Origin of the sequence: Sulfitobacter donghicola DSW-25 = KCTC 12864 = JCM 14565 (genome assembly GCF_000622405.1) — a bacterium.
Lineage (GTDB): Bacteria > Pseudomonadota > Alphaproteobacteria > Rhodobacterales > Rhodobacteraceae > Sulfitobacter > Sulfitobacter donghicola.
This window is the reverse complement of record NZ_JASF01000005.1, coordinates 3057632-3077241: the sequence shown is the minus strand read 5'-3', so window position 1 is coordinate 3077241 and position 19610 is coordinate 3057632. Positions and strand designations below refer to the sequence as shown.

The window sequence follows — 19610 nt, the reverse complement described above, 5'->3', positions numbered from 1 at the left end:
AGAGGGCCTCGTTCAGGTGAACTGGTTCATCTACTATGCCAAGGGGGTAAACTAACCCAATGAAAACTGTTTTGATCATCGAAGACCACGCAGGCGCGCGGCAACAAATCACCCAAGTCGTTGACGAAGCCTTTAGTGATCCTGTTATCGACGGTGTTGCAACCTTGAGCGCGGCGCGGCGCCATCTGGATGCGCGTTTGTATGATCTGGTTGTTCTTGATCTGAATTTGCCAGATGGATCAGGAGACGAGTTTATCGTCGAGATATTGCAGACCCAGCCCAACGCCTATGTGGTTATCTCTACGATACACGACGAAAGCAGCCGTTTGATCAAAGCATTAGAAAACGGCGCCAAAGGGTATTTGCTGAAAGAGCAGCCCAAAGAGTCACTTATCGAAGACTTTAAGGGGATATTAGAAGGTAAGCCGCCGCTTGCGCCTGCGATTACCCGTAGGTTGCTAGAGATGATGCGGGAACGCTCAATCCCGGTTCAGGACCCTCCGATGAAACCCGCCCAAAGCGGGAAGGTCATAGATGAAGAGGGGGCATTGCTCACCGAGCGTGAAAAAGAAGTGCTGGTGCTGCTGGCAAAAGGGTTCAACCGCCCTGAAGTGGGTGGTTTTTTGAACATCTCAAAACATACTGTGGCGACCCATATCAGTAATATCTATAGCAAGCTTGACGTTTCCAGCCGCAGCGAGGCCGCGCTGGTTGCCCAGCAATACGGGCTGCTTTGAGCGTCACAGCGGGATGATGATCGTCACCACAAATTGATCCTCCCCAAGGGGCGTTTTCCGGAACTCGGTGTTTGAACTGCCTCCCAACTCGCCAATTCGGGTTTTGATGTTCAGCAGCCCACGATGGCTCCCTTCTGGGTCTTCGCTTTGGGTTTTGACTGTATTCGAGGCTGTGATCTCTAACGCCCCATCAGCCAGCGAGCGCGCAGCAAAGACGATACTGTCTCGGGCCCCATATTTGATGGCATTGCTGACAATTTCAAACATCACCCGCTTGAGGTTTACATACTCGCGCGCCGAGAGCACGCGCGGCGCAAGCCGGTGTTCGGAAACCGCAAAGGTCTGGCCAGACTGGGCAAACCGATGCGAGGCGCTGGTGCATATCTCGCGCCATGCGATGTCCAGATCAATTGTTTCGGTGTTTTCAACCACAACAAGCGTTTCTTTCAAAGCAGCGAGGGTGCTGCGTGCTTCGCTCGCCAGCGCGCTATCGCCAGCTTGGTAAACCAGACTTAATAGACGCCCGCCAACATCGTCATGAAGGTCTCTGACGATGCGATTGCGCTCGTGCTCTTGTTGGGCGTCCAAGGATTGGTTTGTATCCTTCATACTGCGGATGAGGTTCAGGATCACATCTACGGTTTCCACATCATTGGAGGAAAACAAGCTGCGCCCATGCTCTTTGCCAACCAATTGGATCGAGCGATCACCAGCAACATTGCTAACCCGCATCGCAAGGCCGTTGTTTTCGATCTGGGCGGATGTTGTGACCTCCGAAGTGATAGAGCCGATCCCATCCGCCCCAAAGCAACGCTGGAGAAACGAGATATAGCGGCCTTCGATCTGATCGTTATCGCGCAAGGACGAAAACGAGGAAACCAGATCTGGCACAAGGCTATGAATGGCTGTCTCTTGAGAGGGTAAAAACCGCTGGACGATATACTGGCGGATCGGGAAATAGACCCATCCCGCAAGCAAAAGAGCCAGAAAGAGGGCTTCGTTTTGGTCAATGCTGAATTGCCAGACCAAAAACAGATCGGCGATCACAACGATGAAACCTCCCATCAGCCAAGTCACCGTTTTCCACCAAACGGTGTGCATATCAAACAGGCGATATTTCAAAGCACCCGCCGAAATACCGAGGTAAATAAATGCCAAGGAAAAATTGACCACATGGGGGCTCATGATCGGGAGAATGCCCAGCAAAATAGGAAGCGAGTAAAGCAGCGAAACCGCCGAAACGATGCCGTAAATCGACAGGGAAAACCACATAACAGAGGCCCGTGCGATCGGGTCATTTCTGCTTTGACGCCATTGAAGCATGCTGCCGATCAAAGCAAAGGGGATCGGCGTTAGGTTCACGATCTGAAAGCTGTGAAAAGGGGTCTCTAGCAATTCAAAACTAACCATGGCCTGTAATGCCAACCCTGTTGCGAACAGGATTTCGCTGGCGGGCCATTTGAACAAACGTGCAGGAAAGGAGAAGAAAAGCGCGAGCAAACTATAGGAGAATATGGTAAACCCCCATGCCGCCACATTGATAATACCTCGAAAATACTCTGGTGGGATCGTCAGCAGGCTAGACCCTAGGTAGGCGCCACAGATGACATTTGTCGCAAGGCCAAAACCGCCTGCCGTCAGATAACTTACCGTACGGGAAGGCGTGGCAAAGGCCACGATCCCGATCGTGATAGACAAAACCAACAGGCTTTGAGTTAAAGTAAGATAGGATTTCAGGGGCAGGGACCACAGGCTTCGCCCGATGGTGGGAGGGATTGCAAATGCGGTCCCGTCATCGCTGTAAAACGTCAGCGAAGGATCAAAAAGCAGGGGCCAGATTTTGTATTTTGCATCGACGGTATCTTGAACCATCGCATAGTTTCTCAGCTCATGCCGCCCACCGACGGTTTCCAACCCGTTCAAGGCAAATTTCGGCACAGTATCTGTGGAAAGATGCGTGATACGTGTTCCTATGGTCAAACCCGCATTTTCCGCAGCCCCTCCTTCGTAAACTTCGGTAACGACAATTACCTTTTCGCCCAGATCGGTATCGAATTTGGCTCCGAAATAAGGGCGTTTGGATAAATCCAGACCAATCATCGCAACGATCACAACCCAAATGAGCAACACCGAAAAGATAATGAAATAAGAGCGCTCGGGGCGCGGAGAAATATTGGACCCTGACATAGGATCAGTAAGGCCTACCAAGACCCCAAAACGCAATAGTTCACTGGAGTGAACAATATAGGAGGGGATCTATTCGCAACTCCTCAGCATTTGCAGCCATCCCCCTTGCGTCCCCCCCTTGATCCAAATCAAAGACGGGTGAAACGGCGCAAGCTATCCAAAGCGGACAACACGAATGAATTGTGCCATGGCCGCGCGCTGCTCCTCCCTCAGCGCCGTAGCCATGGCATGATTTTCCAACACAGTGGTTTGCAAATCTGGCCAAAACCACTGACCTAAAGGACAGCTAAATGGACCCTGTTTTGGACCGCTATGCCACCCGCGCGACCCCTCGTTATACCAGTTATCCAACAGCGCCTCATTTTCAGAAAGGGTTTCCCGAAGAAACCTATCGCGGTTGGTTGGCTGACCTTGAAACCGCTGATCCTATTTCCCTTTATCTGCACGTGCCGTTTTGCCGCCAGATGTGCTGGTATTGCGGTTGCAACATGAAGCTTGCTGCAAAATACGACCCTGTCGCGGCCTATGCCAAAACCCTCAGGAAAGAGATCGCGCTCACGGCCGATGCATTGCCCGCACGGATGACGATATCCCATTTGCATTGGGGTGGTGGCACACCCACAGCCCTCAGTCCCGATGATTTAACGCTCTTGATGCAAGATGTCCGCTCGCGGTGGGATTTTGCGCCTGACGCTGAAATTGCAATCGAAAGCGACCCGAGGACGCTCACAGCTGAAATGGCGAAACGGATTGGCGAGCTGGGCTTTACCCGTGCCAGCTTTGGCGTGCAGGAATTTGACCTGAAGGTGCAAAAGGCCATCAACCGCATTCAACCGCCAGAAATGGTGCGAACATCCGTGACCCAGCTGCGCGAGGCTGGTGTGAGCGGGATCAACTTTGATCTGATCTATGGCTTGCCTTTCCAAACCGTCGAAAGCTTGGTCGAGACAGTAAAACTAACCGCCCAGATGCGGCCCGACCGCGTTGCTCTTTTTGGGTATGCGCATGTGCCTTGGATGGCCAAAAACCAACGCATGATAGACGATGCTTCGCTTCCTGATGCCGCTGAACGCGCAGCCCAAGCAAACGCAGCAGCCGAAGCATTGCTGGCCGAAGGCTATGTGGCGATTGGATTAGATCATTTTGCCTTGCCCCAAGATGACCTGACAGTTGCGGCCCAAAACGGACAACTTCGCCGGAACTTTCAAGGATATACTACGGATCTCGCCACAACGATGATTGGTCTGGGCGCGACCTCGATTGGTAAAACGCCGTTTGGATATCAACAAAACATCAGCGAAACAGGCGCATGGTCCCGTTCGGTCGAGGCGGGGATCCTCCCCGTGGCAAAGGGTTTGCCGTTCGAAAAGGACGATGTGTTACGCGCCGAGGTCATAGAACGGCTGATGTGTGACGGATCTGTCGATGCAGCAGCGGTGGGGCGGAAACACAATGCACCAGATAATTGGTGGGTGGCGCCTTGCCACAGTCTGGTCGAGATGGAGCGGGATGGGCTTTTGCAAATGTCCCAAGGCAAGGTGACCATGACCGCGCGCGGGCGCCCTTTGGTTCGTCTGGCAGCAGCCGCGTTTGATGCCTACCTACAGGACAGCACGGCCCGTCATTCCGTTGCCGTGTGACCTTTCGCTGTCTGCCAAAATTGGCAGACAGTAACGTCTTACCCCCATTCACAATATGAACTTCATCACCGGATGCAAAAAAGGCGCCCCAAGGAGCGCCCGTTTTCTTTATCTGTTGAGAAGGTGGAGGCCTTAACGCCCCCAAGTGCGGACTGTCCCGCAATCCATATGCACAAAGTTCGAACCAGAATAGCGGCCAACGCCACCACCGCGACACACGGCTGCGGCTTTTGCCATCTGGGTCACCGAGCGTGAGTTAAGGCGCAGATCAGCAGCCTGACCCCGCATGTGCAAGGAATTCTTTGCAACACCTTTGGAACGGGACCGCAGCATCGCGTTTGTCTTTGGGCTGCGATAGCCGGACAACAGCATGTAGGGTTCGTTCGGGTCGAGCAGGTTGTGCGCCGCTGCCATAATATCAACTGTGCGCAGGTCCATATTGATGGTGTCATTGGTGCGCCAGTCGCGCATGAAGTAGTTTACTTCTTTAACCGCGTCTTTGATGTATTTGCCTTCGATCCAGTAGATCATATCGATCCGTTCGCCCGTACGACCAGAATACATACGAATGCGGCGGATATCGCCAGCGCCGCGCAGGAAACCTGCTGCGTTTGCAAATGTGGGAGCTGCTGTAACTGCTGTCGCTGCGAATGCGCCTAAAACGCCGCGGCGTGTCATGCCGTTTGAACTGTTAGATGTCATACTATCTGTCCCGTTTCTTGCCCAAGTGAGGCGTGCCTGTGGATACTGCCAATGTGTTCGTGATGTTACACGGACTGTATTATCATCTCCCCAGATGCGCCTAATCTATTGCATATAGCTAAAAAGGAACCAAGAGGTGAATCACTGGAACAACTGGTGCACTTAATTTTAGGCAATTTTTTGCGCATTTATCGGCTATCTTTGGACCTCGGGCATCGATTTACGGTGGCTAATTAGCACTATTTGTTATGAAAAAGTGCAAAATCGCCTTTTTGTGAATGGACTCAGGTTGACGGGTCCCAGAATACTGGCCCGAAAGAATCTATGTTTTCAGGGAATTATTCATGCTTTCGCAATTTCGAAGACTCTCAGGGCCCAAATCCATTGCAGCGGCAATCGCGCTTAGTGCTTTTTTCCTGACCACCGCTGAACCTGTTCACGCACAGGTAACCGCGTTTAAACAAGCGGTTGCAGAGACTGGATCGCGCGATGACGACATCGCAAAATTCTACCGCGCTCAAAACTTTGAAGGCATTTGGACAGGGGATGATGAAACCCATCGCGCACGCCGCGCTGCGTTGTTGAATGCCTTGCGCCATGCGGGGGATCATGGATTGCCTGTTGCGCGCTATGATGTTGACGCGCTGGAACGCCAAATGGCCAACGCACGGTCTGCCCGTGATCTGGGCATTATCGAGGTCGAGATGACCCGTATGTTCCTGCAATATGCCCGTGACCTTCAAAGCGGCGCGTTAACCCCGCATAAAGTTGTATCCGCAATCAAACGCGAGGTTGCCTATACCGACCGTGCAGAATTGATTTCGGGTTTTCTGGCGGCACGCCCTGCGGCCTATTTGCGTGGCCTTGCACCGCGTACAATTGAATATAGCGCCCTGATGAAGCAAAAGATGCTGCTCGAAGAGCAGATCACACGCGGCGGATGGGGCCCAACGGTTAAAGCGACCTCCTTGAAACCGGGAGCGTCTGGGCAATCAGTTCTTGCGCTGCGCAACCGCTTGATGGTGATGGGCTACCTTGAACGCTCCAACGCCAAAACCTACGATAAGGCAATGACAGCTGCTGTTACGGCGTTTCAAAAAGCGCACGGCCTGAAAGCAGACGGCGTTGCCGGTAGCGGGACCATCAAACAGATCAACGAAAGCATCAACAGCCGGTTAAAGAACGTATTGGTTGCGATGGAGCGCGAGCGGTGGTTGAACCAATCGCTGGGTGATCGCCATATCCTTGTAAACATCCCTGATTTTACAGCCAAAATCGTAGACCATGGCCGCGTCACCTTTGAAACGCGTTCAGTTGTGGGGGCGAATAAATCCGACCGCCCAACACCAGAATTCTCAGACATTATGAGCCATATGGTGATTAACCCCAGCTGGTATGTTCCGCGCTCGATCATCGTGAACGAATATCTGCCCGCGCTGCGTAACAACCCCAACGCCGTGCGCCACATCGAAATCACCGATAGCCGCGGGCGCAAGGTGAACCGCTCAAAGGCGAATTTTGCGAAATACAACGCGCGTAACTTCCCTTATTCCATGCGCCAACCTCCCAGCCGTTCCAACGCGCTGGGGCTGGTAAAGTTCATGTTCCCGAACAAATACAACATATATCTGCATGATACGCCTGCGAAATCCTTGTTCAGCCGCGAAGTGCGCGCCTATAGCCATGGCTGTGTTCGTCTGAATGACCCCTTTGATTTCGCCGAAGCACTGCTGGCCAAACAAGAAGCAGACCCAAAAGGCTTTTTTCAAGGCAAGCTGAACACGGGCCGTGAAGCGCGGGTTGATCTGGTAAAACAGGTACCTGTGCACATCATTTATCGCACGGCCTTTACAGATGCGCGCGGAAACCTGAACTTCCGCCGCGACGTTTATGGGCGTGATGCGCTCATTTGGAAGGCCTTGCAAAAGGCAGGGGTGGAACTCGATAGCGTTCAGGGTTAAGTCAGCGTCAACCTTTAGGGGAGCGCGACATGACCCATTCCGTAAAAGACATTGCAATGGCGTTGGGGGCTGAGGCCTTCGGCGCCATTGATATTTTGATAGACGCCGCAGCCGAGCCAGCAGCGGCGGGGCCAAGCAACCTTGCCCTAGCGATGAACCCGAAATACGCCGAAAGCCTGTCTGAGGGCAAAGCCCGCGCGGCGTTGCTGTGGGAGGGGGCGGATTGGCAGGCCCTTGGCCTAGAGGCTGCGATCATTGCGCCGCGCCCACGGTATGCCATGGCGAGCCTGACCAAAATGCTGGATGCAGGGCAGGGGTTTGAGGCGGGTATTCACCCCACAGCCTATGTCGATCCCGAGGCCGAATTGGCCGAGGGGGTGAGTGTGGGACCCCTTGCTGTGATTTCAAAAGGCGCCAAGATCGGCGCGAATAGCGTGATTGGCCCGCAGTGTTTCATTGGCTGGAATGTTACCATAGGCGAGGGCGCTTATCTGCGCGAAGCCGTCAGCATCGGCGCGCGTGTGACGATTGGTAACCGCTTTAGGGCGCAACCTGGCGCGCGGATCGGCGGCGATGGGTTTTCATTTGTAACGGCGGAACCCTCCAGCGTTGAATCCGTTCGCGAAACCTTGGGGGATCAAGGGGATGCAAAGGCTCAGGAGTGGACCCGCATCCATTCTTTGGGCGCTGTCACCATCGGCCATGATGTGGAAATCGGCATGGGGGCAACGATTGATTGCGGCACCATCCGCGATACTGTGATTGGTGACGGGAGCAAGCTCGATAACCAAGTCCATCTAGGGCATAACGTTGTGATCGGGCGCAACTGCCTGATCTGCGGTCAGGTCGGGATCGCCGGATCTGCAACGATTGGCGATAACGTGGTTCTGGCCGGACAATGCGGCGTGAGCGACAACATCTTTGTAGGCGATGGCGTGATTGCAGGTGGCAGCACCAAACTGATGTCAAATGTTCCTGCGGGCCGCACCATGCTTGGCTATCCCGCGACCCAGATGGACAAACAGGTTGAGAGCTACAAAGCATTACGCCGATTGCCCCGCCTGATGCGCGACATCAGCGAGCTGAAAAAAGCTGTTTTCAGCACCGACAAGGACACCTAAAAACGCCCCGAATTCTCTAGAGGAACAAAACCCATGAGCGTTAAAGATCAGGTCATTTCCATCATCGCAGAGCAGGCCGTTCTGGAACCCGATGACATTTCCATGGACAGCACTTTGGAAAGTCTCGGCATTGACAGCCTTGGTTTGGTCGAAAGTATCTTTGCAATCGAAGAGACCTTTGACATCACCGTGCCCTTCAATGCGAACGAGCCCTCAGAATCCGACTTTGACATCTCTAGCGTGGCCAGCATCATCGCAGGCATCGAACGCCTCTGCGCCGAGCAATCAAGCGCATGAAACGGGTTGTTATTACCGGTGCGGGAACCATCAACGCATTGGCTCACAACGTCTCTGATACTTACCGCGCGATGCAAGAGGGTGTCTGCGGGATTAAACCCTTGGACATTCGCGACGTAGATCGCCTGCAAATCCAGATTGGCGGGCAGGTGACCGAGTTTGAGGCCGAAGGCCGCTATAACCGCCAACAGATGTCCCTTTATGACCGCTTTACCCAATTCACATTAGCGGCCGCAAAGGAAGCGATTGAGCAATCGGGCCTTGTGTTTACAGGCGATCTAGCTGCCCGTTCAGGCGTGGTTCTGGGCACTGCGGGCGGCGGTGTCAGCACGTGGGATGATAACTATCGCGCGGTTTATGAAGAGGGCAAAAACCGCGTTCACCCCTTTGTCGTGCCAAAGCTGATGAACAATGCAGCCGCCAGCCATGTGAGCATGGAATGGAACCTCAAGGGGCCTTCCTTTACGGTCTCAACCGCTTGCGCATCCTCTAATCACGCTATGGCGCAGGCTTTTGCGATGGTGCGATCGGGGATGGCGCCAGCGATGGTAACGGGGGGATCTGAATCCATGCTGTGCTTTGGCGGTGTCAAAGCATGGGAAGGTTTGCGGGTTATGTCAAAAAACGCCTGCCGCCCGTTTTCGGCCAATCGAAATGGGATGGTTCAGGGGGAAGGCGCGGGGATCTTTGTGTTCGAGGAATACGAACACGCAAAGGCCCGTGGCGCTGAAATCTTATGTGAGGTTTCCGGCTTTGCCATGTCATCGGATGCGACCGATATCGTTATGCCATCAAAGAACGGTGCTGCCCGTGCCATGGCTGGCGCGCTGAAAGATGCACAGATTGATGCCTCAGAGGTGGGCTATATCAACGCCCATGGCACGGGCACGGCTGCGAATGACAAAACCGAATGCGCGGCAGTTGCAGATGTGTTTGGCCCGCATGCGGATAATCTGATGATCAGCTCGACCAAATCCATGCATGGCCATCTGATCGGCGGCACTGGCGCCGTTGAGCTGCTGGCCTGTATCATGGCCCTACGAGAAGGCATTATTGCCCCAACGATTGGCTATGAAGAAGCAGACCCCGAATGCGCATTGGATGTTGTGCCGAATGAAGCACGTGAGGCTAAAGTGAATGTTGTGCTAAGCAACGCTTTTGCCTTTGGCGGCATGAACGCCGTTGTCGCCCTAAGCGCGATTTAAAGCGGAAATTCCGAAACTCTGCCCTTTATCGGGTTTTTCAAAGCTGACCTCTCACAAGATATAAAAAAGGCCGCGCTATTATCTAGCGCGGCCTTTTCTATTACATTTTTCTAAAACCTTATTGGTTCAGAATAGATACTTTATCAAAAGAAGCTGTGAAGCCTTCCAGAGACATTTTCAGCTCAACTTTTTGATCAGGTGCCAGCGCTGGCACGATGGTCATGATCGCTTCGTTGCCGCGTTTGAATGCGTTTACATCCGCATCTGTCAAACCCAAACGCACGTAGCAACCGACTGGGTTGCAGAAGGCATAAGGGTAACGGCGCGCTTTGCCGCCGTCGATCGCGATGGTCAGCTGCTGTGGGATCGCTGTTTCAAGAGGAACAATGATTGTCGCGCCAGCAACAGCTTTGCCACCGGCGGGCAGGCGGAACAGGGAAACTTCGGCGACAGGTGCACCCTGACCATCATCCATCAGCTGGTACATCTGGCAAGGCTCTTCGCCTTCTTCAACCTTGATACAACGCATCTCCCAGGCGCCAATCACTTCACGTGTGAACGGCTTGCCGACTTCGGGGTCTTTGTCTGCGTCTTCACCAAGGCTCAGCTGATCCTCAATATTGGACGCTGGCGCTGCGCCTTCAGCGGTGTCTGCTGTTTCTGTGGTCGCTGTTTGTGCAAAAGAAACAGCCGGAGCAAAGGCCACAAGTGCCGAGCAAAGCGTGAGGGCTAATGAAAATTTAGTCATGAAAAATCCGTCGAATTGTTTTCAGTTAACCCGCTTTAACACTCTGCAATCAGCTTGTCAGGGGGCAACTACATTACAGCTGTGTCGTAAAAGCGTATTTTCGCCTAAAAGCAAATGGGTAAATCGCAGCACCCGGGCCAGCACATTTCAGGCCAAAAAAAAGAGGACACAGAATGTCCTCTTTTTTCAATTTTTGGTAACTCCCTGTCGGACTGAGCCGACTTATTGAGGAGAGACTAGGCAAGCAGGCCAATCTGGTCAACAGGTAAAAGTGAAATTCCTACACAGCAAATCCATTGATTTGCTAAGAAATTTACACCGCTCATAAAAAGAGACCGTACCCGAAGGCACGGTCAGTCTGACAGGGAGGAAGTGTCAGTTCTTCATGGACATATGAAGCGCTGACAAATTCACTATGGCGCATAAAGGTTAAGTAAGTATGCTTTGGCGGAGCGGTGACGCATATACAGCGCAAAGCGCTTTGATATTACAGGAGAGTTTGTTCGTGAGTTCTGATCTTTTTATTGGCGGTGGTGGGCCTGACTATGGCACGCAGCAGTTTTTATCGCTGAAATATGCAAACCGGCATGGCCTTGTTGCGGGGGCGACCGGTACGGGTAAAACGGTAACTCTCCAGATTTTGGCCGAAGGTTTTGCCAATGCAGGTGTGCCGGTATTCTTATCGGATGTGAAAGGTGATCTCAGCGGTTTGGCCGTTGCTGGCGACCCCACGCACAAGCTCCACACCCCCTTTACCGAACGCGCAGAAAAGATCGGTTTTACCGACTTTAAATACGAAGCCTTTCCCGTCACCTTTTGGGATTTGTTCGGAGAGCAAGGGCACCCCGTTCGCACAACCGTTTCTGAAATGGGGCCTCTGTTGTTGGGCCAGCTTTTGGGCCTGACCGAAGCACAAGAGGGCATTCTGAACATTGCCTTTCGCGTTGCAGATGAAGACGGCATGGCCTTGCTGGATTTAAAAGACCTCCAAGCGCTGCTTGTCTGGATCGGTGAAAACGCAAAAGATTTGTCTTTGCGTTATGGCAATGTCTCGACCTCTTCAGTTGGCGCGATTCAGCGCCGCCTGTTGGTTCTGGAAAACCAAGGCGCGACCAAACTGTTTGGCGAACCTGCATTGGCGCTGTCTGATCTTATGCGAACCGATGCCGATGGCCGCGGGATGATCAATATCCTTGCCTCCGATCAACTCATGGGCGCGCCTAAGCTTTATGCGACGTTCCTGTTGTGGCTGCTGTCCGAGTTGTTCGAAGAACTTCCCGAGGTTGGTGACCCTGACAAGCCAAAACTGGTATTCTTCTTTGATGAGGCGCACCTGTTGTTTGACGATGCGCCAAAGGCTTTGGTGGATAAGGTCGAACAGGTTGCCCGCCTGATCCGCTCCAAAGGGGTCGGGGTGTATTTCATCACCCAAAACCCAGCTGACGTTCCCGAAGACATCCTTGGCCAGCTTGGTAACCGCGTTCAGCACGCCTTGCGCGCCTTTACCGCCAAGGACCAAAAGGAACTGCGCATGGCGGCGCAAACCTATCGCGAGAACCCCGCCTTTAGCACCGAAGAAGCCATTCGCGAGGTCGGGGTAGGTGAGGCCGTGACTTCAATGCTTCAACCCAAAGGCGTGCCTGGAATTGTTGAACGGACATTGATCCGCCCGCCGTCCTCCCAACTGGGGCCAATCACCAAAGCCGAACGTGCCACGATGATGGCAGCGTCAGATATGGCTGGAAAATACGACACGCCACTAGACCGCGAAAGCGCGTTTGAAATTCTGCGTGGGCGCGCCGAAAAAGCCGCCGCTGAGGCCGAGGCCGCTGAGGCGGAAATCGAAAAGGCAGAAGCTGCAGCAAAAGCCGCAAAAACAGCGGCCGCACAAACGCCCTCGCTGCGCGAGTTCAAAAAGGCCCGCCGCTATGCGAACAAAGGCACCGAGACAAAGTCTCGCCGGACCAGCAGCAGCCGCACATCCGTTGGTGACGGGATCGGTGGCGCAATTGCGAATGTGGTGATCAAAGAGCTTAAAGGCACAACAGGGCGGCGCATTGTGCGTGGCATCCTTGGTGGGTTGTTCAAAGGCCGCTAAAAGCCTTCACAGTACAAAACGAAAAAGGGCGCCAGAGGTCATCTGGCGCCCTTTTTTGTTTGACTGGTTAGGTCCTATTTTTCAGGGATCAAACCACGTGGGCTAAACCGCAAAACAAGGATCATAATAACGCCCATGGTCATCAGGCGCATCTGTGCGGCACTGTCCAACAGGTGCGCCCGCAGCCAGCTGTCTTCGGCCATGCCAGATGTGATGAGATCCATCAGGAAGATGCCCATCGGCTCAACCTGAACCCAAAGGAACCAGATCAGGAAACCGCCCAAAATCGAGCCAAGGTTGCTACCCGATCCCCCCACAATCACCATCACCCAGATCAGGAAGGTAAAGCGCAGCGGCTGATAGGTGCCCGGTGTAAGCTGGCTGTCCAATGTGGTCATCATCGCGCCTGCAATGCCACAGATCGCCGAGCCAAGGATAAACACCTGAAGGTGGCGGGCTGTTACGTCTTTGCCCATTGCCTCAGCTGCATCTTCATTGTCACGGATCGCGCGCATCATCCGCCCCCAAGGCGAGTTCAGGGCACGCTGCGTCATCCAAAAGATGATCCCCAAAACGACCGCGAACAATACCGCATAAAGCAGCTTTACCCAAAGGGTAGAGGCCTCGACAGGGTCAAACCCCATGGATGCCGCACGTTCGACAAAGGCCGCTGACCCTTGCAGGTCCAGCTCATAGGGAACAGGGCGCGGAATACCGACAACGTTTTTCACACCACGCGTCAGCCAGTCTTCGTTCTTGAGAATGGCGATGATGATCTCGGCAATGCCCAAGGTCGCAATGGCCAGATAATCCGAACGCAGCCCAAGAGCGGCCTTACCAATCAGCCAAGCAGCGCCCGCAGCAAACAGCCCGCCAACAGGCCACGCGATCAGCATGATCCACCCGTTATCGCGATAGGTTTCCTCGGTTCCGGGGTTCAACCCACCAAGGTAACCAGTCGCCGCAGGGTTCACGGCCTCGATCAGATCAACGTTCGGGTCCAGAAAACCACGGAATACGAAAAAGCCAAAGATCAGGATCGCCGTAATGGCAAGGCTTCTGCTGCGCCCCGCTGGCATGCGCTTGTAGGCGAAAACCGATGCAACGATCGTCGCCGCACCAAGAACCAGCGCCACGATGACACCAGCACCCCCAGCCGCAAAGGCACCCGGAGTTGCAGGCATGCCAATCAGCACAGCCGCCAGACCACCCAAAGCAACAAAGCCCATAACGCCAACGTTAAACAAGCCGGCAAAGCCCCATTGCAGGTTTACCCCCAAGGCCATGATCGACGAAATCAGACCCATGTTGAGGATGAACATCGCGTTGTTCCACCCTTGGAAGAACCCAGAGATAATGATCAGGGTAAAGACCAGTGCAAACAGCAGTGTATTTTTCACAGTATCGGTCATGTTGTAGACTGCCCTTTGAAGAGGCCCGTAGGCTTGAACAGAAGCACAATCAGCAAGATCACAAAGCTGACGGCGAATTTATAATCGGTGGACATCAGTTGCACGAGGCTGGATGGCTCCAGACTTTCGGGTAACAGATAAACCAGCACTTTCTTCCACGCATAGGTGATCGTGACCTCGGAAAAGGCGATCACAAAGCCACCGGCAATCGCGCCCAGCGGGCTACCGATGCCACCCACAACTGCCGAGGCAAAGATCGGCAGCAACAGCTGGAAGTATGTGAAAGGTTTGAACGATTTATCCAGCCCATACAGCGTACCCGCAATCGTGGCGAGGGCGGCAACGATGATCCATGTCATCATCACAACGCGCTCGGGGTTGATGCCCGACAACAGCGCGAGGTCTTCGTTATCCGAATAGGCGCGCATGGATTTACCTGAACGGGTTTTGTTCAGGAACCAGAACAACAGCGCCACAACGACAATCGCTGTAATCACCGTGATTAGCTGAGTAGTGCGGATACCCAGACCTTCATCAAGGCCCGTCAACCGTTTGAAATCGCGCGCGGAAATGATAAACCGCGGCCCGTCAGAAAAGCTTTGGTCATCTGGTCCGATGATGAAACGAACGATACCGTTCATCACAAACATCACCCCCATAGACACGATCACAAGGATCACCGGCTTGGCCTTTTGTTCGCGGTAAAAGCGATAGACCAGTCGATCGGTCGATAGAACCAAAAGGATACACCCCAAGATCCCAAAGGGCAGGGCCAGCAGGGCAGTCGGCAACGGCCCAAGGCTGATCCCAGCCGATTGCATGGCCCATGTCACCAGAATGGTGATCATCGTGCCAAAGGCCATGGTGTCACCATGGGCAAAGTTGGAAAAGCGCAGGATACCGTACACCAGCGTAACCCCCAGCGCGCCAATGGCCAGCTGGCTACCGTACGCGATACCCGGGATAAGAACATAATTCGCCAAAGCGACGAGTGCGTTGAGAAAGTCCATTATTCCGCTTCCTTACATGTACCGTAATAGCTGATCATCATTGGAATGGAGGCATCCATAACAACCAACCGCGCATCGCCTTTTCCATCTGTCATCAGACGTCCGAATTGGCGACCATCGTTTTCTGCCCACATGGCAAAAACAACATCCGGCCGGCTGCGCAAGAAAACCGTGTGCGACGCGGCATCATCAGTCCAGCGTGCAGATGCATCCATGCCATCATGGGGGTGTTCAAATTCCTTGTGATTGACCGTCACGTCATATGATGTCGCTTCACAGGTCTCGGTCTCGATACATTCAGAGGTAAACGAGCAGGTGAAGCCTTGCTCTGCAGCAGCAGCGGGCAAAGCCGCCAGCGTCGCCATCGCGCAGACGCCCAAGAAAAGATGTTTCATTCTTCAGCCCCCCAAAAACGATTTGCGAACTTCAGGATCGGCAAGCAGCTCTTTGCCCGTTCCAGTATAGGCGTTCGCGCCTTGCACCAGAACATATCCTTTGTCTGCGATTTCAAGAGCTTGTCGTGCGTTCTGTTCTACCATCAGGATCGGGATGCCTGTGCGGGCAACCTCGATGATCCGGTCAAACAGCTCGTCCATGACAATCGGTGAAACACCGGCTGTCGGCTCGTCCAGCATCAAAACCTTGGGCTGCGTCATCAATGCGCGCCCTACGGCGACCTGCTGGCGTTGGCCACCAGATAGCTCTCCGGCTGCCTGATTGCGTTTGTCCTTGAGGATCGGGAAGAGATCATAGATTTGCGCGATCGTATCACGGTAGTCATCCTTGCGGATAAACGCGCCCATCTCTAGGTTTTCTTCCACCGTCATCGAGGTGAAGATATTCGAGGTTTGCGGCACAAACCCCATCCCCTTGGCCACACGCGCCTGAGGTGTCAGGCTGGTGATGTCTTCGCCGTCCAGCTTGACCGACCCCGAGCGCACATCCAGCATCCCGAACACAGCTTTCATCGCCGTGGATTTGCCAGCGCCGTTCGGGCCAACGATGACAGCGATTTCGCCCTTATCAACGGCAATTGTACAGCCATGTAGAATATCGGGGCCTTTACCATAGCCGCCCGTCATCGTGTCGCCGATCAGGAACGGCTCTTTGCTTGCGTTGGTATCGCTCATGCGCCCACCTGTTCTTTGTTCTTTAGTCCAGTGCCAAGGTAGGCTTCGATGACCTGTTCGTTCGCTTTGATCTCGGGCAGGGTGCCTTGGGCCAAAACGCGCCCTTCGGCCATACAAATCACCGGATCACATAGGCGGCCGATGAAATCCATGTCATGTTCGATCACGACAAAAGTATATCCACGCTCTTTGTTCAGACGGATAATCGCATCGCCAATGGTGTTCAGCAGGGTGCGGTTCACGCCTGCGCCGACCTCGTCGAGGAAAACGATCTTGGCATCCACCATCATGGTGCGGCCAAGTTCCAGCAGCTTTTTCTGACCACCCGAGATTTGGCCCGCCTTTTGGTCGGCCAAGTGGGAAATTGTCAGGAACTCCAGCACTTCATCCGCTTTGGCACGCAGGGCGCGTTCTTCATCGGCGATGCGCTTGCGGCCAAACCACGTGTTCCACAGGGTTTCACCAGATTGCCCACCTGGAACCATCATCAGGTTTTCGCGACACGTCATGGAGTGGAATTCATGCGCGATCTGAAACGTGCGCAGCAGCCCTTTGTGAAACAACGTATGGGGCGGCAGACCTGTGATGTCCTCGCCTGCCATTGTGACCTTACCCGAAGTTGGCTGAAGAACGCCCGCGATCACATTGAAAAGAGTAGTCTTTCCTGCGCCGTTTGGGCCGATCAATCCCGTAATGGAACCTTCTTCGATTGTCAGGCTTGCGCCGTCCACGGCATGAAAACCGCCGAAATGTTTGTGTAAATCGTCAACGACGATCATATGTTTTATCCCCGTATACTTGGCCGATAGCGATACGTGCGGGCCAATGTTTGTGAAAACAGCCCGAGGATTTTTTCCTCGGGCTGTTTCATGATCATGCCCGTTTTGGGGCGGTTGGTTTATTTGAAACCGACGGTAGCGTTTTTGCCATCCTGAACTTCGATCATACGGTAGTTACCCGCAGATTCACCTGGTCCGATCAGCTCAACCGCGGATGCACCAACGAAATCAACGTCTTTGCCCGCTTTGATCAGCTCCAGCGCTTTTGCCAGATCACCAGGATAGATTTTCTCGCCCGGTGCGTTTGCAACATCAAGAACCTTGTCCTTATAGTCAGCTGGGTCCATGGAACCTGCCGCCTGCATCGCCAGCATCAGCAGCGCTGCTGCGTCATAGCTTTCTGGTGTGTAGGGGGAGGAGCCGTCGAAATCTGCGGCTTTTGCCATTTCAACAAATTTCTCGATGCCTTCACCTTCGGAACCAGCAATCTGGCCGTAAGAGCCGTTCAGGTCTGGGCCGATGTTTTCTGGCAATGCGTCACCGATCATGCCGCCTGGCAGGCCGAACTGCTCCCATGCGCCAGCGTCTAGTGCTGCTTTGATGATGCCAGCACCACCTTGGTCAAGGTAGCCAGCAACAACCAGAATGTCGCCGCCAGCAGATGCCAGTGCGCCAACTTCGGCAGAGTAGTCTGCTTTGCCGTCTTCATGCGCCGCTACGATTGTGACTTCGCCGCCAAGACCCTTGAACGATGTCTCGATCGCGTCTGCCAAACCTTTACCGTAGTCGTTGTTGGTATAGGTCAAAGCGATTGATTTCACGCCACGCTCTTGCAGGATTTCCGCCATAACCTGACCTTCGCGTGCGTCAGATGGGGAGGTACGGAAGAACAGGCCGTTGTCTTCCATGGTTGTCAGGCCCGGAGATGTCGCGGAAGGCGAGATCATGACCATACCGTTTGGAATAGCAACGTTTTGCAAAACAGCGCCGGTTACACCGGAACAGTCAGCACCAACAATGCCGCTCACGCCATCGGCGATCAGGCGTTCAGCGTTGGACACAGCCAGACCGTTATCGATACAGCCCGAGTCAACGCGCATTGCGGTTACTTTAGCACCATCCAGCAGCATGCCGCTTTCGGATACTTCGTTGATGGCCACTTCGGCACCAGAGGCCATTGGGCCTGTCAGTGATTCAATTGGGCCTGTGAAACCAAAGATGATCCCCAGTTTAACTTCTTTTGCGTGACCATCGGCGAATGCGCCCGTTGCCACCAGTGCTGCAGCCGTTGTGGCCATAAGCATCTTTTTCATGTGTTTCTCCCTTGTTGGAACATAGTGTTCTGCGAAAAAGCCTAGTCTGGCGAAACAGAAAAGAGAAGGGTAAATTTCCTAGTGAAATCGACCGAATTGCGACTAATTATCAGGCAAAAAGACAAGTCTCGCCATAGCTCTCAGTAAAAATACCTACAGGCGGACCAGCTCGCACGTGGATTTCAACCTCTAGATTGATAACCGCGCTGCATGGCTGCCCCGCTCTCGGTAGGGTGTGGTATCATAATGGGCGCGATAGCACTTTGAGAAATGCGAAGGCGAGGCAAAACCGCAGGCTAACGCGACGTTAATTACGCTCATATCCGTCTGCATGAGCAAATTCCGCGCCTTTTGCAGGCGCAGCTCCATATAATAACGCTTGGGCGATCGGTTGAGATAGCGGCGAAACAGCCGCTCTAGCTGGCGGGTAGACATGCCAACATCTTGCGCCAAAATCGACGGGCTGATCGGTTCTTCGATGTTGCTTTCCATAATCTGGATGACTTGGCTCAGCTTGGGGTGGCGCACCCCAATACGTGTTGGAACACTCAGCCGCTGGGTGTCCTGATCGGTTCGGATAGAGTTATAAATAAGCTGGTCTGCAACAGCATTGGCCAGATCCTCGTCCTGATCCTCGGCAATAATCTTGAGCATCAGATCGATCGACGAAGTCCCACCTGCGGTTGTCATCCTGTTGTTATCCACAACAAAAACCGATTTTGTCAGCGTAACCTCGTCAAACTCTTCGCTAAAGCTGTCTTGGTTCTCCCAGTGGATGGTGGCGCGTTTCCCGTCCAGCAACCCCGCCTTTGCAAGGCAATAGGCACCCGTGCACAGGCCACCAATGACCAACCCTTTGCGGGCCTCACGACGCAGCCATGAAAGAATCTTTTTGGTGGTGGCCTTTTGAACGTCAATGCCAGAGCAAACTAACACCGTGTCATCGCGGCCCATCTCAACCAGATCGCGGTCTAGTTGGAAAACAGTTCCAGCCGAACAGGCGGCCTGTTCGCCACCTTCGCCGATGAGCTCCCATTCATACAACTGACGCCCAGCCATACGATTAGCGATACGCAAACTCTCTACTGCTGTAGAAAAACACAGCAAACTAAAGTTATCGAGCAACACAAACACAAAGCGACGGGGTTTGTCGGGGTTTGTTGGTATCCGTTGCGCGGAGAGAGTTTGAGCCATAGGCGCGAATCCATTTTATACGGTGCGTTCAAACAAACAGTTCGTTAGTAGGCCATGAGGATAAAAGCAACGTCAA

17 protein-coding genes are annotated in these 19610 nt (G+C 53.6%); 7 read left to right on the top strand and 10 right to left on the bottom strand.

Annotated elements, in window-relative coordinates; translation table 11 throughout:
• Window positions 1-59 precede the first annotated feature (59 nt).
• A complete protein-coding gene (locus Z948_RS0116330; RefSeq protein WP_025060621.1) occupies window positions 60-737 on the top strand; it encodes a response regulator in 678 nt (225 codons plus the stop codon).
• Between the two features lie 3 nt (window positions 738-740).
• On the opposite strand, the gene Z948_RS0116325 is transcribed toward Z948_RS0116330, so the two are convergent.
• Window positions 741-2924, bottom strand: a complete 2184-nt coding sequence (locus Z948_RS0116325) for a sensor histidine kinase (RefSeq protein ID WP_025060620.1) — start codon at window positions 2922-2924, stop codon at window positions 741-743.
• Window positions 2925-3214: 290 nt separating this feature from the next.
• Between Z948_RS0116325 and hemN the strand changes: the two genes are divergently transcribed.
• The gene (gene hemN / locus Z948_RS0116320; RefSeq protein WP_025060619.1) at window positions 3215-4564 is read left to right on the top strand and encodes an oxygen-independent coproporphyrinogen III oxidase; all 1350 of its coding nucleotides are present in this window, start codon (window positions 3215-3217) and stop codon (window positions 4562-4564) included.
• 132 nt (window positions 4565-4696) lie between these two features.
• On the opposite strand, the gene mepK is transcribed toward hemN, so the two are convergent.
• The gene (gene mepK / locus Z948_RS0116315) at window positions 4697-5266 is read right to left on the bottom strand and encodes a peptidoglycan L,D-endopeptidase MepK (RefSeq protein WP_025060618.1); all 570 of its coding nucleotides are present in this window, start codon (window positions 5264-5266) and stop codon (window positions 4697-4699) included.
• 344 nt (window positions 5267-5610) lie between these two features.
• Between mepK and Z948_RS0116310 the strand changes: the two genes are divergently transcribed.
• The 4 genes from Z948_RS0116310 to Z948_RS0116295 are packed head-to-tail and all read left to right on the top strand — an operon-like array spanning window position 5611 to window position 9850.
• A complete protein-coding gene (locus Z948_RS0116310) occupies window positions 5611-7227 on the top strand; it encodes a L,D-transpeptidase family protein (protein ID WP_025060617.1) in 1617 nt (538 codons plus the stop codon).
• 29 nt (window positions 7228-7256) lie between these two features.
• Entirely contained in the window at window positions 7257-8348 is a 1092-nt protein-coding gene (lpxD, locus tag Z948_RS0116305; protein ID WP_025060616.1) for a UDP-3-O-(3-hydroxymyristoyl)glucosamine N-acyltransferase, read from the top strand.
• 33 nt (window positions 8349-8381) lie between these two features.
• Window positions 8382-8645 (top strand): acyl carrier protein, encoded by a 264-nt coding sequence (locus tag Z948_RS0116300; protein WP_025060615.1) that lies wholly within the window; start codon window positions 8382-8384, stop codon window positions 8643-8645.
• A complete protein-coding gene (locus Z948_RS0116295) occupies window positions 8642-9850 on the top strand; it encodes a beta-ketoacyl-[acyl-carrier-protein] synthase family protein (RefSeq protein WP_025060614.1) in 1209 nt (402 codons plus the stop codon). Before Z948_RS0116300 ends, Z948_RS0116295 begins: the two co-directional genes overlap by 4 nt.
• Before the next feature lie 118 nt (window positions 9851-9968).
• On the opposite strand, the gene Z948_RS0116290 is transcribed toward Z948_RS0116295, so the two are convergent.
• Window positions 9969-10598, bottom strand: a complete 630-nt coding sequence (locus Z948_RS0116290; RefSeq protein WP_025060613.1) for an invasion associated locus B family protein — start codon at window positions 10596-10598, stop codon at window positions 9969-9971.
• 505 nt (window positions 10599-11103) lie between these two features.
• Here Z948_RS0116290 and Z948_RS0116285 point away from each other — a divergent pair.
• Window positions 11104-12696, top strand: coding sequence for a helicase HerA-like domain-containing protein (locus tag Z948_RS0116285; RefSeq protein WP_025060612.1), 1593 nt, complete (start codon window positions 11104-11106; stop codon window positions 12694-12696).
• Window positions 12697-12770: 74 nt separating this feature from the next.
• On the opposite strand, the gene Z948_RS0116280 is transcribed toward Z948_RS0116285, so the two are convergent.
• The 7 genes from Z948_RS0116280 to Z948_RS0116250 form a co-directional block, all read right to left on the bottom strand.
• On the bottom strand, window positions 12771-14108 hold the full coding sequence (locus Z948_RS0116280) for a branched-chain amino acid ABC transporter permease (RefSeq protein ID WP_025060611.1): 1338 nt from the start codon (window positions 14106-14108) through the stop codon (window positions 12771-12773).
• Window positions 14105-15118: a branched-chain amino acid ABC transporter permease gene (locus Z948_RS0116275; protein ID WP_025060610.1), complete on the bottom strand. Its 1014-nt coding sequence runs from the start codon at window positions 15116-15118 to the stop codon at window positions 14105-14107. Before Z948_RS0116275 ends, Z948_RS0116280 begins: the two co-directional genes overlap by 4 nt.
• Window positions 15118-15513: a hypothetical protein gene (locus Z948_RS0116270; RefSeq protein ID WP_025060609.1), complete on the bottom strand. Its 396-nt coding sequence runs from the start codon at window positions 15511-15513 to the stop codon at window positions 15118-15120. Before Z948_RS0116270 ends, Z948_RS0116275 begins: the two co-directional genes overlap by 1 nt.
• A 3-nt stretch (window positions 15514-15516) precedes the next feature.
• A complete protein-coding gene (locus tag Z948_RS0116265; RefSeq protein WP_025060608.1) occupies window positions 15517-16248 on the bottom strand; it encodes an ABC transporter ATP-binding protein in 732 nt (243 codons plus the stop codon).
• Window positions 16245-17027: an ABC transporter ATP-binding protein gene (locus tag Z948_RS0116260; protein WP_025060607.1), complete on the bottom strand. Its 783-nt coding sequence runs from the start codon at window positions 17025-17027 to the stop codon at window positions 16245-16247. Before Z948_RS0116260 ends, Z948_RS0116265 begins: the two co-directional genes overlap by 4 nt.
• 119 nt (window positions 17028-17146) lie before the next feature.
• Window positions 17147-18340, bottom strand: a complete 1194-nt coding sequence (locus Z948_RS0116255) for an ABC transporter substrate-binding protein (RefSeq protein WP_025060606.1) — start codon at window positions 18338-18340, stop codon at window positions 17147-17149.
• Between the two features lie 189 nt (window positions 18341-18529).
• Window positions 18530-19534 carry a GlxA family transcriptional regulator gene (locus Z948_RS0116250; RefSeq protein WP_025060605.1) on the bottom strand — a complete coding sequence of 335 codons (1005 nt, stop codon included), beginning with the start codon at window positions 19532-19534 and terminating at the stop codon, window positions 18530-18532.
• Window positions 19535-19610: the final 76 nt, after the last annotated feature.